The sequence below is a fragment of the Ancylobacter vacuolatus genome (genome assembly GCF_030813595.1).
In the GTDB taxonomy this organism is placed as follows: domain Bacteria; phylum Pseudomonadota; class Alphaproteobacteria; order Rhizobiales; family Xanthobacteraceae; genus Ancylobacter; species Ancylobacter vacuolatus.
Map to the genome: position 1 here is coordinate 1 of NZ_JAUSUH010000010.1, position 14,599 is coordinate 14,599.

Sequence of the window (14,599 nt, forward strand, 5' to 3'; positions counted from 1 at the left end):
CTCACCGGCACGGCGGGCCTGGAGAAGACCGATTACGGCACGCTGATCCTCTCCGGCAGCAACACCTATGAGGGCGGCACCACCGTCTCCGCCGGTACCTTGCAGGTCGGCGCCGACGCCGCGCTCGGCGACGCCTCGGGCGGGCTGACGCTGGCCGGCGGCACGCTGGCCACCAGCGCGAGCTTCACCTCCGACCGCGACGTCACCCTCACCGGCGCCGGCACCTTCAGCACCGCGACCGACACCAGCCTGGCGCTGAGCGGCGTCGTCTCCGGCACGGGCAGCCTCACCAAGTCAGGCGCCGGCACGCTGATCCTCTCCGGCAGCAACACCTATCAGGGCGGCACCACGATCTCCGCCGGCACGCTGCAGGTCGGCGATGGCGGCACTACCGGCTCGATCCTCGGCACGGTGACCAACAATGCCGCGCTGGTCTTCGATCTCTCCGCCGACACCAGCTTCGCCGGGGCGATCTCCGGCACCGGCACGGTGGCGCAGAGGGGCACGGGCACGCTGACCCTCACCGGCGCCAACAGCTATTCCGGCGGCACGGCCATCGGCTCGGGCACGCTGCGGGTGCTGGCGGCCCAGGCGATGGGCACAGGCGGGCTCACCATCGAGCGCGGCGCGACGCTGCGCGCCAGCGACAGCTTCACCTTCGCGGGCGGCGTGGTGCTGTCGACGGCGGTCACCTCGCCCACGGACGCGGCGATCGAGGTGGATGCCAGCAAGACGCTGACGCTCTCCGGCGTGATATCTGGCGGCGGCGACCTGGAGAAGACCGGCGCCGGCACGCTGATCCTGGCCGGCAACAACAGCTTCACCGGCACCACCACCATTACGGCGGGCACGCTGCAGATCGGCAATGGCGGCACCACCGGCATGATCAGCGGCGACATCGTCAACAACGCCAATCTGGTGTTCAACCGCTCGGATAGCTACACCATCAGCGGGGCGATCACCGGCGACGGCACGCTGACCCTGAGCGGCGGCGGCACGGCCGTGTTCGCCTCCTCCTATTCCGGCACGGTGGAGCTCACGAACGCCACGACCGTGCTGGCCCTCGACTCCACCACCGAGGCGGATTTCGTGGTCGGCAGCGGCGGCGTGCTCGGCGGAACCGGGACGGTCGGCTCCCTGACGATGAACGCGGGCGGCACCGTGGCGCCGGGCTATTCCCCGGGCACGCTCACCGTCAACGGTCCGGTCGCGTTCAACACCGGCGCGATCTATTCGGTCGACGTGACGCCGCAGGGCGGGCACGACCTGATCGTCGCCTCCGGCAATGTCACGCTCTCCTCGGGGGCGAGCGTCAAGGTGGTGGCGACGGCGGGCACCTATGACCGCCAGAGCACGCTCACCATCCTGACCACGTCAGGCACCGTGACCGGCACATTCGGCACGGTCAGCTCGAACTTCGCCTTCCTGCGGCCGACGCTGACCTACGACCTGCACAATGTCTACCTCGACCTCATCTATACCGGCGCCGAGTTCGTCGCCTATGCCCATACGCCGAACCAGGCGGAAGTCGCCGTGGCGGCGCAGGCGCTGGGCGAAGGCAATGCCGTGTTCGAGGCGATCACCATGCTGCCGGAAGGGGCCGTGGCGCCGGCGTACAACCAGCTCACCGGCGAGATCTACCCCTCGATAAACACCGTCATCCAGCAGGAGAGCGTCTATCTGCGCGACGCGGTCGGCGCCCGGCTGCGGCAGGCGGATCTGGGCGCGGGCACCAGCGCCCTCTCCTATGCCGCGAAGGCGGCCGGCCCGGCGACGGCGGCGCTCAGCCGCGAACTCGCTCCCACCCTGTGGGCGCAGGGCTATGGTGCCTGGGGCGATGCCTTCGGCAATGGCAATGCCGCAACCATCTCCTCCTCGATCGGCGGCTTTCTCGGCGGTGTCGACGCGGCCATCGCCGACAATGTGCGCGCCGGCCTGGTGGCGGGCTACAGCCGCTCGACCTTCGATGTCGATGGCCGCTCCTCCTCCGGCTCGATGGACAATGTCGATCTCGGCGTCTATCTCGGCGCCCAGTTCGGCGCGCTCGGCCTGCGCGGCGGCGCCTCCTATAGCTGGCACGACATCGATGTGGAGCGCACCGTCGCCTTCCCCGGCTTCGCCGAGCAGGAAAGCGCGAGCTACAGGGTCGGCACCACGCAGATCTTCGGCGAAGCCGGCTACCGCATGGCGTTTGCCGGCTATGAGCTGGAGCCGTTCGCGGGTCTCGCCTATGTGAGCGTCGCCGGCGGCTCGGCCAGCGAGAGCTGGCTCGGGGCGGCAGGCCTCGCGGTCGATGTGGCCGGGCAGGACACGTTCTACTCCACGCTGGGCGCGCGGGTGGCGACCTCCTTCGAGCTGGGCGGCCGGACGCTGACGCCGAGCGCGACGCTCGGCTGGCAGCACGCCTTCGGCGACACCGACTCGACCGCGACCATGCGGTTCCTGACCGGCACCACGCCCTTCGAGATCCAGGGCGTGCCGATCGCGGAAGACACGCTGATCGTCGGCGCCGGTCTCGCCTATGGCCTGTCGGACACCGTCACCCTTCAGGTGAACTATGCCGGCCAGATTGCGGCGGAGGCGAGCCAGAACGCCTTCTCCGCCCAATTCTCGCTGAGGTTCTGACAGCATGCGCCGGACAAGCCGCGTGCAGAGCCCTGGCGCCGCCCCCTTTCCGTCACACGCGTTCGGCGCCATCCTGCCGCCCGCGCCCCAGCGAGCGCGGCGGGGGCCGGTGCCCACGCTCTCCCTCCCTCGCCTTCACGAAAGAACAGACATATGCATGCGAGCTTGAACTTTGTCGGCGCCGCCCTTCTGGCCGGCGTCCTTGTCGGCGGCCCCGCGCAGGCTCAGACCCCGACCGCCACGGCCCCGGTCACGCAGCCCGTGCAGCCCCGCCCGGCGGCTCCGGCCGCCGTACGCCCGGCACCGGCGGCGGCCGCCGCGGATCCCTCGCAGCCGGCAGAAACCACCGCCACCTATCAGGACTGGCAGATGCGGTGCGTCACCCCGGCCGACCAGCCCCGCGCCTGTGAAGTCATCCAGAAACTCCAGGTCCAGGGTCAGGGGCTTGTGGCCACCATCGCCGTCGGCCGCGCCGACCCGAAATCGCCGATGCTCATCGTCATCCAGGTGCCGCAGGGCGTGTGGCTGCCGAGCGGCATCACGCTGAAGGTCGGTGCGAACGGCAAGCCGCTGCCGCTCGAATATAAGCGCTGCGCCCAGGTCTGCGTCGCCGAGGCGACCCTCGACGCCGCCACCGTGCAGAGCATGAAGACCGCCGCCGAGGCCGGCAGCTTCATCTTCCAGGACGGTGCGCAGCGGGATGTGGCGCTGCCGGTGTCGTTCAAGGGCTTCGCTCCCGCGCTCGACGCCAGCCTCAAGCCCTGATCCACGCACGCGCCACCGCCCTCCAGGTGGCGCGCGGCTCCCTCTCGACGAAAGCATCCTCCATGTCGGCCGGCACTTCCGCTCCCGCCCCGGGGCTTCCCCTTTTCTTCAGCGCGCCCACGCTGCTGCGCTTTCCCGATCACCGCCTGATCGGCCTGCGCGACGGCGTCGACTATGGCTTCGCCCGGGCGGCAGCGGCGATTCCGCTGGTGACCAGCGAGTTCGTCCACGCCCAGCGCAGCTACCCCCTCGTCTTCTCGATCGATGAGGGCGCCGCGCCGCTGGCTGTCACCGGGCTCACCGCCGGAGAGAACCTGTTCGTGCGGCAGGACGGCGGCTGGACCGCCGGCGACTATGTGCCGAGCTATGTCCGCCGCTACCCCTTCATCGGCATGACGCCCGGCGAGGGCGAGGCGCTCCTGCTCGGGCTCGACCTCTCCGCCGCCCAGGTGAGCACCGACGTGGCCCGCGACAGTGCCCGCGCGCTGTTCGAGGAAGACGGCAGCGCCACCGACACCGCCAAGGCCGCCATCGCCTTCTGCGAGGCCTATGCGCTCGAGCATGAGCGCTCGCGCGAATTCGGCGCGGCGCTCGAAGCCGAGAATCTGCTGGTCGCCCGCGAGGCGCGGGTCACCCTGCCGGATGGCAGCGAGAAACTGATCCAGGGTTTCCGCTTGGTCGACGAGGCCGCCTTCCGCGCCCTTTCCGGCACGACGCTGGAGACGTTCCACAGCCATGGCTGGAGCGACCTCATCGTCCTCCACCTCGCCTCGCAGCATGCCTGGCGCGCCCTCGTCGGCCGCGCCTTCCCGGCGGCCTAGCGCGTCTTCGGCACATGGGCGGCGCAGTCCGCGCGCCGTCTTCGCGCCCCACCTTGGCGCCCCGCTCTGGCGCCGCGTCTTGGCGCCCCGCCCTGGCGCCGCGCCGTCCGCCAAAGCCGCTGCCGAACGAGGGGCGGCAGAGATGGCGCCCCTCGCTCCCGCCAACGCCTCACACGCCGAAGGCCTGAATGCGGGCGCCATTCCTGTCCCACCCATGCCCGTGCACGCGGCGCCTCGGGACTTCTGCGAGGCAGCGGACCCAGGAGTCCTCGCGCCGGCACGCGAGCGTTGCCCGGTCCGATTGAACCGATCGGCTCCCGCTCGAAATCCGCGACTGAGCTTATCCGTTCCGCCTGCATCGAAAGCTGGTCGGCGCGGGCTCTATGCTCTTGCTTTCATCTATTTTCTTCACGCGGGCCCGTGCCCGCTTCGAGCGAAGATGCTCTAGGTCCCTTGCGCCGGCGGCGTGGCCAATTCGTCATCGGCGATATCGGCGCTGCGCTTCACCGCATGCGGGCCTTCCTCGTCCTTGGCCTGAGCGCGGATGCGCCTGCCGATTTCCGGATGACGCCGGATCACATCCGCCAGCGCGTCCGCCTCGAGCATCAGCAGCATGCAGCGCGTGCGCGCCCGCGCATTCGCGGCGCGCCGGGCGGAATGGAGCAGCGCCATCTCGCCGAAGAACTGCCCCTCGCCCAGCAGATGCACCCCGTCATCGAAGTCCAGTTCCACCTCGCCCGAGGCGATGAAATACATCGAGCGCGCCACCTCGCCGCGGCGGGCGATCACCTCGCCGGGCTGCGCGGTATGGGCGGAGAGCATCTTGTGGATCTCGCCGATGCCGGCCGCATCGAGATCGGCGAAAAGCGGCACCCGCGCCACCATTCCCCAGGTGATGACGAAGTCGCGCCGCTTGATCACATCGACGAAGGAGGTGGCGATGATGCCCACCGGCAGCGCGATCATCACGATGCCGGTCACCATGGTGAGGCTGGCGATGATCCGGCCCGGCACAGTGAGGGGGTAGACATCGCCATAGCCGACGGTCGTCACCGTCGCCATCGCCCACCACATCGCCGCCGGTATCGAGCCGAGCTGCTCAGGCTGGACATGCCCTTCCGCGACATACATGGCCGAGGCGGCGATCAGCACCGCGGCGGAAAGCAACCAGAAGCACGCCATCAGCGACTGGCTCTCGCGGTGCAGCACTTCGAGCAGCGACTGCATGCCCGGCGAATAACGCACCAGCTTGATGAAGCGCAGCAGGCGGAAAATCGCCAGGGTCACGAGGTTGACCCCGAACAGCGCCGAAACCACGAAGGGAAGCCAGGCGATCAGATCGACGATCGCCACAGCGGTGCGCGCATAGCGCAGCCGCGCCTGCAGCGGCGAGTAGCCGCGATAGCGCGGATTTTCCGGCGCCACCCAGATGCGCAGGGCGTATTCGCCCGCAAAAACGAGCAGCGACAGCCGCTCAAAGGCGAGGAAGGCGACATAGTCGCGCAGAAACAGGCTCGGCACCGTCTCCAGCACCGCAACGATGACGTTGAGCACGATCAGGACGATCAGGCCGACCTCGACCCGATGCGCCGTGCGATCATGCGCCGCGTCCCGCTCCAAGATCTCGTAGCAACGCCGGCGCCGCGCCCGCCAGCCGGACGCGGTGAACCAACTGCCCTCGCGCCTGTGCGCCGTCATCAACGGCCACTCCCCCGCCCGCTTGGGGCGATCAGCCTGCCAGCGCGCTCTCGATGGCTGCCAGCGCCTCGCCGGCGCGCGCGCCGTCGGGCCCGCCGGCCTGGGCGAGATCGGGCCGGCCGCCGCCGCCCTTGCCGCCGAGCACCTCGGCGCCGCGCCGCACCAGCGCCACCGCGTCGAAGCGCCCCGTCAGATCCTCGGTGACGCCGACCACAAGGCCGGCCCGGCCTTCTTCGGTAATGCCGACGATCGCCACCACGCCCGAGCCGATGCGCTTCTTGCCCTCGTCGACCAGGCTTTTGAGGTCCTTGGGCTCGATGCCGGTGACCTCGCGCGCCAGCAGCTTCACGTCGCCCACGCTGCGCACCGGCTCCTCAGCGCCGGCACCGCCGCCCATGGCGAGCTTGCGCCGCGCCTCGCCGAGCTCGCGCTCAAGCTTGCGCCGCTCCTCGACCAGAAGGGCGATGCGTGCCTCCACCTCGCCGACCGGCGCCTTGAGCAGGCCAGCCGCGCCCTGAAGCGCCCGCCGGTCCGCCGTCAGCGCGTGGCGGGCGGCATCGCCCGTCATCGCTTCAAGCCGGCGCACGCCGGCGCCGACGGCGCTTTCGCCGACCAGGCTGATCAGGCCGATATCGCCGGTGCGCCCGACATGGGTGCCGCCGCACAGTTCGATCGAATAGGGCGCGCCATTGCCGGGATCGGTGCCCATGCTGACGACGCGCACCTCATCGCCATATTTCTCGCCGAACAGCGCCCGCGCACCCGAAGCGATGGCGTCATCCACCGCCATTAGCCGGGTAACCACCGGCTCGTTGCGCAGCACGATGCGATTGGCCATGTCCTCGACCTGCCGCAGCTCGGCCTCCTCCACCGGCTTGGGGTGGGAGAAGTCGAAGCGCAGGCGGTCGGCGGCCACCAGCGAACCCTTCTGCGCGACATGATCGCCCAGCACGCGGCGGAGCGCCTCGTGCAGCAGATGGGTTGCCGAGTGATTGGCGCGGATCGCCTCGCGGCGCTCGGCATCGACGGCCAGCGCCAGCGCGCTGCCGACCTTGAGGGTGCCGCTCTCGACCTCGACCTCATGGGCAAAGATGTCGCCGAGCTTCTTCTGGGTGCCGATGACGCGGGCCCGCAGGCCGTCCTCGCCGGTCAGCACCCCGGCATCGCCGGCCTGGCCACCGGATTCGCCGTAGAACGGCGTCTGGTTCAGCACCACCAGCCCGGTGGCGCCGGCGGGAAGTTCCGCCATCCGCCGGCCATCCGACACCAGCGCCGTGACCGTGCCCTCGGCGCTCAACGTGTCGTAGCCGAGGAACTCGGTCGCCCCCGCATCCTCGCGTACCGAAAACCAGACCGCATCCGTCGCGGCCTCACCCGAACCGGACCAGGAGGCGCGCGCCTCGGCCCGCTGCCGCTCCATCGCGGTGTTGAAGGCCGCGACATCGACGCCGACGCCGCGCGACCGCAGCGCATCCTCGGTCAGGTCGAGCGGGAAGCCGAACGTGTCATAGAGCTTGAAGGCGGTCTCGCCGGAGAACTTGGCTCCGGCACCAAGGCCCTCGCTCTCGGTCTCGAGAATGGACAGGCCGCGCTCCAGCGTCTTGCGGAAGCGGGTTTCCTCCAGCCGCAGCGTCTCCGCCACCAGCGTCTCGGCGCGCACGATTTCCGGGAAGGCCCGGCCCATTTCGCGCACCAGCACCGGCACAAGCCGGTGCATCAGCGGGTCGCGGGCACCGAGCAGCTGGGCATGGCGCATCGCCCGGCGCATGATCCGGCGCAGCACATAGCCGCGCCCTTCATTCGAGGGCAGCACGCCGTCGGACACCAGGAAGGTGGCGGCGCGCAGATGATCGGCGATCACCCGGTGGCTCGCCTTCTGCGGGCCATTGGCGGGCACGTCGGTGAGTTCCTCCACGGCGCCGGTCAGCGCCCGCATGAGGTCGATCTCGTAATTGTCGTGCGTGCCCTGCAGCACGGCGGAAATGCGCTCCAGCCCCATGCCGGTGTCGATGGAGGGGCGCGGCAGGCGCACCCGTTCGCCACCGGGCAGCTGCTCGAACTGCATGAAGACGAGATTCCAGATCTCGATGAAGCGGTCGCCATCGGCATCGGGCGAGCCGGGCGGGCCGCCGGCGATGTGCGGACCATGGTCGAAGAAGATCTCCGAGCACGGGCCGCACGGACCGGTGTCGCCCATCTGCCAGAAATTGTCAGAGGTGGCGATGCGGATGATGCGGGAATCGGGCAGGCCGGCAATGCGCTTCCACAACCCGAACGCCTCGTCATCCTCATGGTAGACGGTGACGAGCAGCTTCTCGACCGGAAGCTCGAATTCGCGGGTGATCAGGTTCCACGCGAACTCGATGGCATTCTCCTTGAAATAGTCGCCAAAGGAGAAATTGCCGAGCATCTCGAAGAAAGTGTGGTGACGGGCGGTGTAGCCGACATTGTCGAGGTCGTTGTGCTTGCCGCCGGCCCGCACACATTTCTGGGAGGTGACGGCCCGCGCATAGGGCCGCTTCTCGATGCCGGTGAAGACGTTCTTGAACTGCACCATGCCGGCATTGGTGAACATCAATGTCGGGTCGTTGCGCGGCACGAGCGGGGAGGAATCGACCACCTGATGCCCGTTGCGGGCAAAATAGTCGAGGAAGGTCGCGCGAATCTCGTTAACGCCGCTCATGAACCCGGGTCCGCCGATGCCAGATACCGGCGCCGCAGAAGCGCCGTCCCGCACCATCGGGCGCGGGCGCAACGGTTCTAACGACGCATCAACACCTTGTCCAGAAAGCAGAAGGGCGCCGTCCCCCGCCCCGCGGCCTGCCGGCCGGCAAACACTGTCGCCTAGGGCTGACGGCACTGCGGCGCGGCAAGGCAAGTGGCAATGCTTGACGGCAAAGCCCGCCGGCGCGCCCGACACCGCTACGAGGAGTAGCGGCGTCATCAAGCGCGATTGGGCCAAACGCGGCACGCGCACCCCGGGTGGCATGTCCCCTAGCGCGGAGCCGCCGGCCCCGCCGCCGGGATCACTCGGCGTCGTCGCCGTCCTCGCTCTCGCTGGCGCCGGCGAGAATCTGCTCGGCGATGAGGCCGGCATTCTGGCGGATCGTCGCCTCGATGCGGCCAGCGACTTCCGGGTGCTGGCGCAGGAAGGACTTGGCGTTCTCGCGCCCCTGGCCGAGCCGCTGGCTGTCATAGGAGAACCAGGCGCCGGATTTCTCGACCACGCCGGCCTTGACGCCGAGGTCGATGAGCTCACCCATCTTGGAAACGCCCTCGCCATACATGATGTCGAACTCGACCTGCTTGAAGGGCGGGGCCAGCTTGTTCTTCACCACCTTGACGCGGGTCTGGTTGCCCACGACCTCCTCGCGCTCCTTGATGGCGCCGATGCGACGGATGTCGAGGCGCACCGAAGCATAAAACTTCAGCGCGTTGCCACCCGTGGTGGTCTCCGGGCTGCCATACATGACGCCGATCTTCATGCGGATCTGGTTGATGAAGATGACCATGGTGTGCGACCGGTTGATCGAGGCGGTCAGCTTGCGCAGCGCCTGGCTCATCAGCCGCGCCTGCATGCCCGGCTGGCTGTCGCCCATCTCGCCGTCCAGCTCGGCCCGCGGGGTCAGCGCCGCCACCGAATCCACCACCAGCACATCCACCGCGCCCGAACGCACCAGCGTGTCGGCGATCTCCAGCGCCTGTTCGCCGGCATCGGGCTGGGAGATCAGCAGATTGTCGAGGTCGACGCCCAGCTTGCGGGCATAGATCGGATCGAGCGCATGCTCGGCGTCGATGAAGGCGCACACGCCGCCCTTCTTCTGCGCTTCGGCGATGGTGTGCAGCGCCAGCGTGGTCTTGCCCGAGGATTCCGGCCCGAAGATTTCCACCACCCGCCCGCGCGGCAGGCCGCCAATGCCGAGCGCAATGTCGAGGCCGAGCGAACCGGTGGAGACCGTCTCGATCTCCATGATCTTGTCGTTCTTGCCCAGGCGCATGATCGAGCCCTTGCCGAAATGGCGCTCAATCTGGGTCAGGGCGGCGTCGAGCGCCTTGGACTTGTCCATGGAAGATCCTTCAACGAGTCGCAGTGAAGACTGAGTCATTGCCGGGCTCCGGGCTGTACGCAAGGGAAAAGGGTGATGGCTCAAGGACTGCGGCGAACGTACTCGTTTTGTTCGCTGTTCGCAATATGTTCTCTCGACGTTTGCCGCCGAAAGCGAGCAATGGCGCTCACGCCGTCTCCCCTTCCGCCGCCCGCACCGGCGGCCCGAGAAATTCCACCTGCCATTTCGCCCCGAAAGCGTTCAGCGCGGCGGTGTCGGGCAGGCCGTCATGCATCACCCCGGCGAGTTCGGTGAAGAAGGCTACTGCGTCGAGCGCCGGGGCCATGAGGATGTATTGGCGGGCCGGCGCGTCGGTCACGTTGACGAAGCCATGCGCCGCGCCGCCGGGAATGCTCACCACGTCGCCCGCATCGGCGAAGAAGCGCCGGCCGTCGACCTCGTAGAGATAACGCCCTTCAAGCACGCGAAAAATCTCCGCCTCGCGGTGGCGGTGGCGCGGGGGGCCGGCGCCGGGGGCGTTGATGGTCTCGATGAAGCAGAACTCGCCGCCGCTCATCGCCGGCGGCAGGCGGACGAACAGGTCGAGCCCGATGGCCGGGATCTTGATCGGCGGCTCGTCGCCGCGCGAATACAGGAAGGACACGCTCATTCGATCTCCCCCTCAGGATCAGGCCGGGCCAAGCCGGTGGAGATAAGCGACGATCGGCTCCCATTCCCCTTCCGCCACCGCCAGGGCGAGATAGCCGTCCGGCCGGATCAGCTGGATGCCGCCGGCCACCTCGTGCGGCCGCACCGCCGGGTCGACCAGCGCGGCGGGCAGATCGCCGGGCGGCGGCCCCACCTCGGGCCCGGTGCGCAGGGTGAAGCGGGGCGTGTCGCCGGCACCATAGGGCGGCTCGCCCTCGGCCGGCAGCACGCGGTCGCCGGCGCGCGGGCCGGCTCCCCAGGAGATGCCGTTGAGCGGGCTGTCGCGGTAATGGATCGCGGTCTCGGTCAGTTCACCTTCCAGCGCGTGCTGCACCGGCGCCAGCCCGAGCATGACGTGCATCACCGCGTTACGAATGTGGCGGGCCACCGGGTTCTGCAGCGTCGCCATCCGGGTCAGCCGGCCGGAAGTGGCGATCACCTCAGCTCCCACCGCCCGGCGCTCGGGGTCGTAGCTGCCCAGCAGCGCCGGCGCGGTGGCGAGGCCGCGCAGCACCAGCGCCAGCTTCCAGGCGAGGTTCACCGCATCCTGCATGCCGGTGTTCATGCCCTGTCCGCCGGCCGGGCTGTGGACATGGGCGGCATCGCCGGCGAGGAAGACGCGACCGACCCGGTAATTCTCCACCTGCCGCTCATTGATGCGGAACGAGGTCGACCACAGCGTGTCGTGCAGGGTGATGCCGCCCGGCCCGCGCCGGTCCAGCAGCGCTTGGAAGCCGGCCATGTCGGGCGGCGGCGGCGGTGCATCAGTGGTGGACGGCCCGAGGCCGACAATGAGGCGCGTGCGGTCGGGCGCCAGCGGAAACAGCACCGCCGGGCCTTCCGCGTGCAGGCAGGTGGCGAACTCGTTCACCGGGAAGGGCATGCCGGAAAGGTGAAAATCGCCCTGCGCCCAGTCGCTGCCGAGCGTATCGCCGTCGAAGGAAAGACTCAGATGATGGCGCACCGGGCTGTGGGCGCCGTCGCAGGCCACCAGCGCGGCATAGCGCGCGGTCTCCTCGCTCCCGTCCGCATGGCGCAGCGTGGCGGTGACGGTCTCGCCCTCCTGGGTGAAATCGGCGAGCGAGATGCCGAGCTCCGGCTGGATCCCGCGCCTCTCCAGATGCGCCAGCAGGACCCGCTCGGTCTCGCTTTGCGGCAGCATCAGCACGAAGGGATAAGGGGTTTCGATCTCGCCGAGCGGAACGCGGGCCAAGGGCTGGCCATCGGCCAGAATGTTGGCGGCCGTCACCTTGTTGCCGAGCCCGACCAGCTCGGCGGAAAGCCCGTCGCCGGCGCGCTCCAGCAACTCCAGCGTGCGCGGCCAGATCGCCACGGCGCGCGAGGTGGTCGCCCGCTCGGTCATGGCGTCGACAATGCGTACCGGCACCTGGTAGCGCGCCAGTTCGAGCGCCATCGCCAGCCCGACCGGGCCGGCCCCGACGATGAGAACGGGCTCGATCATGCGCTTGCCCCCAGGCCGGACGGCGCTGCGCGCGCCCACCCGGTCAAACGTAAAGGCCCGCTGCGCGTGGCGCAACGGGCCTTTGAAGGACGCGCCTGCCCGCCGGCGAGCGGCGGAAAGGGACGGATCGGGCGGGGATCAGTCCACCAGATCGAAACGGTCGGCGTTCATCACCTTGGTCCAGGCGGCGACGAAGTCGCGGAGGAACTTCTCCTGCGCGTCGTCCTGGGCATAGACCTCGGCATAGGCGCGCAGGATGGCGTTGGAGCCGAAGACGAGGTCGACGCGGGTGGCGGTCCATTTCGGCGCGCCGGTCTTGCGGTCGCGCAGCTCATAGACCCCCTCGCCCACCGCCTTCCAGCTATTGCCCATATCGGTGAGGTTGACGAAGAAGTCATTGGTCAGCGCACCCTCGCGGGCGGTGAACACGCCGTGCTTGCTGCCACCGTAATTGGTGCCGAGCATGCGCAGGCCGCCGACCAGAACGGTCATTTCAGGCGCGGTCAGCCCCATCAGCTGGGTGCGGTCGAGCAGCATCTCCTCGGGGGTGACGACATAGTCCTTCTTCACCCAGTTGCGGTAGCCGTCATGCAGCGGCTCCAGCACGCTGAACGAGGCGGCGTCGGTCTGGGCGTCGGTGGCATCGCCACGGCCGGGCGCGAAGGGCACGGTGACATCATGGCCGGCCGCCTTGGCCGCCAGCTCGATGCCGACATTGCCGCCGAGCACGATCACGTCGGCGAGGCTCGCCCCGGTCTCGGCCGCGATCGTCTCCAGCACGCCGAGCACCTTGGCGAGACGGGCCGGCTCGTTGCCTTCCCAGTCCTTCTGCGGGGCGAGGCGGATGCGGGCGCCATTGGCGCCGCCGCGCATGTCGGAGCCGCGATAGGTGCGGGCGCTGTCCCAGGCGGTGCTGACCAGCTCGCCGATGGTGAGGCCGGCATTGATGATCTTCGCCTTGACCGCCGTCACGTCATAGCCGGTGGGGCCGACGGGAACCGGGTCCTGCCAGATCAGGTCTTCGGCCGGCACGTCCGGGCCGATATAGCGGACCTTCGGGCCCATGTCGCGGTGGGTCAGCTTGAACCAGGCGCGGGCGAAGGTGTCCTTGAAGTACGCGGGATCGGCCATGAACTTCTGGCAGATCGCGTTGTAGATCGGATCGACCTTCATCGCCATGTCGGCGTCGGTCATCATCGGGTTGTGGCGGATCGAGGGGTCGCTGGCGTCGACCGGCTTGTCCTCTTCCCGAATGTTGATCGGCTCCCACTGCCAGGCGCCGGCCGGGCTCTTGCGCAGCTCCCATTCATGGCCGAACAGCATGTCGAAGAAGCCCATGTCGAACTGCGTCGGATGGGTGGTCCAGGCGCCTTCGAGCCCCGAGGTCACGGCACGGCTGGCGAGGCCGTTCTGGTTCGGGTTGGACCAGCCCATGCCCTGCTCTTCGAGCGCGGCGGCTTCCGGGTTGGGGCCGAGCGCCTTGGCGTCGCCATTGCCGTGGGTCTTGCCGACCGTGTGGCCGCCGGCGGTCAGCGCCGCGGTTTCCTCGTCATTCATCGCCATGCGGGCGAAGGTCTCGCGCACCTGCGCGGCGGTCTTCATCGGGTCCGGCTGGCCGTTCACGCCTTCCGGATTGACGTAGATAAGGCCCATCTGCACGGCGGCGAGCGGGTTTTCCATGGTCGAGGGCACGTTGACGTCGCCATAGCGGTTGTCGCTCGGCGCCAGCCACTCGCGCTCGGAACCCCAATAAGTGTCCTTGGAGGGGTGCCACACATCCTCGCGGCCGAAGCCGAAGCCGAAGGTCTTCAGCCCCATCGTCTCATAGGCGATGGTGCCGGCGAGCACGATCAGATCGGCCCAGCTCACCTTGTTGCCGTACTTCTTCTTGATCGGCCACAGCAGGCGGCGGGCCTTGTCGAGGCTCACATTGTCCGGCCAGGAATTGAGCGGGGCGAAGCGCTGGTCGCCGGTGCCGCCGCCGCCGCGCCCGTCGGCCAGGCGGTAGGAGCCGGCCGCGTGCCAGGACAGGCGGATCATCAGCCCGCCATAATGGCCCCAGTCCGCCGGCCACCACTCCTGGCTCTCGGTCATCAGCGCGCGCATGTCGGCCTTGAGCGCGTCGAAATCGAGCGTCTTCACCTGCTCGCGGTAATTGAAGTCCTTGCCGAGCGGGTTGGTCTTGCTGTCGTGCTGGTGGAGAATGTCGAGATTGAGGGCCTTGGGCCACCAATCCATGTTCGACGTCCCGACTTCGGTGATGGCGCCGTGCATGACCGGGCATTTGCCGGCCGGCTTGCTGGTGATGTCGTCCATTGCAGTCTCCAATCGTGATGGCATGACGGCAGCGAAAATTCGCCGGCGCTCCCCCCGGGCACTGGCCGGCACGAGAGGCGTTTGGAATTGGAAGAGGTCTTATCGTAGGCTAAGCATAATGAAAATTTGCATTTTCTAATTGGTCCGATATGAAATTC

At 68.7% G+C, this 14,599-nt stretch carries 9 protein-coding genes; 3 read left to right on the forward strand and 6 right to left on the reverse strand.

Going from position 1 to position 14,599, the window contains the following annotated elements:
* From J2S76_RS18185 to J2S76_RS18195, 3 genes are all read left to right on the forward strand, one after another.
* A partial coding sequence (locus tag J2S76_RS18185) for an autotransporter outer membrane beta-barrel domain-containing protein (protein ID WP_307062720.1) occupies positions 1–2,625 on the forward strand: 2,625 nt, incomplete at its 5' end.
* Positions 2,626–2,778: 153 nt separating this feature from the next.
* Positions 2,779–3,390, forward strand: a complete 612-nt coding sequence (locus J2S76_RS18190; protein ID WP_307062723.1) for an invasion associated locus B family protein — start codon at positions 2,779–2,781, stop codon at positions 3,388–3,390.
* 62 nt (positions 3,391–3,452) lie between these two features.
* Positions 3,453–4,211 carry a SapC family protein gene (locus J2S76_RS18195; protein ID WP_307062725.1) on the forward strand — a complete coding sequence of 253 codons (759 nt, stop codon included), beginning with the start codon at positions 3,453–3,455 and terminating at the stop codon, positions 4,209–4,211.
* 444 nt (positions 4,212–4,655) lie between these two features.
* Here the strand turns inward: J2S76_RS18195 and J2S76_RS18200 are convergent, their stop codons facing one another.
* From J2S76_RS18200 to katG, 6 genes are all read right to left on the reverse strand, one after another.
* Complete coding sequence (locus tag J2S76_RS18200; protein WP_307062727.1) at positions 4,656–5,909, reverse strand: cyclic nucleotide-gated ion channel; 1,254 nt, start codon at positions 5,907–5,909, stop codon at positions 4,656–4,658.
* 31 nt (positions 5,910–5,940) lie between these two features.
* A complete protein-coding gene (gene alaS, locus J2S76_RS18205) occupies positions 5,941–8,592 on the reverse strand; it encodes an alanine--tRNA ligase (RefSeq protein WP_307062729.1) in 2,652 nt (883 codons plus the stop codon).
* Between the two features lie 343 nt (positions 8,593–8,935).
* Positions 8,936–10,015: a recombinase RecA gene (gene recA / locus J2S76_RS18210; RefSeq protein WP_307062731.1), complete on the reverse strand. Its 1,080-nt coding sequence runs from the start codon at positions 10,013–10,015 to the stop codon at positions 8,936–8,938.
* 127 nt (positions 10,016–10,142) lie between these two features.
* Positions 10,143–10,625 carry a cupin domain-containing protein gene (locus J2S76_RS18215; protein WP_307062732.1) on the reverse strand — a complete coding sequence of 161 codons (483 nt, stop codon included), beginning with the start codon at positions 10,623–10,625 and terminating at the stop codon, positions 10,143–10,145.
* Between the two features lie 18 nt (positions 10,626–10,643).
* Positions 10,644–12,125: an FAD-dependent oxidoreductase gene (locus tag J2S76_RS18220; RefSeq protein ID WP_307062734.1), complete on the reverse strand. Its 1,482-nt coding sequence runs from the start codon at positions 12,123–12,125 to the stop codon at positions 10,644–10,646.
* 138 nt (positions 12,126–12,263) lie between these two features.
* Positions 12,264–14,441, reverse strand: coding sequence for a catalase/peroxidase HPI (gene katG, locus J2S76_RS18225; protein WP_307062736.1), 2,178 nt, complete (start codon positions 14,439–14,441; stop codon positions 12,264–12,266).
* Positions 14,442–14,599: the final 158 nt, after the last annotated feature.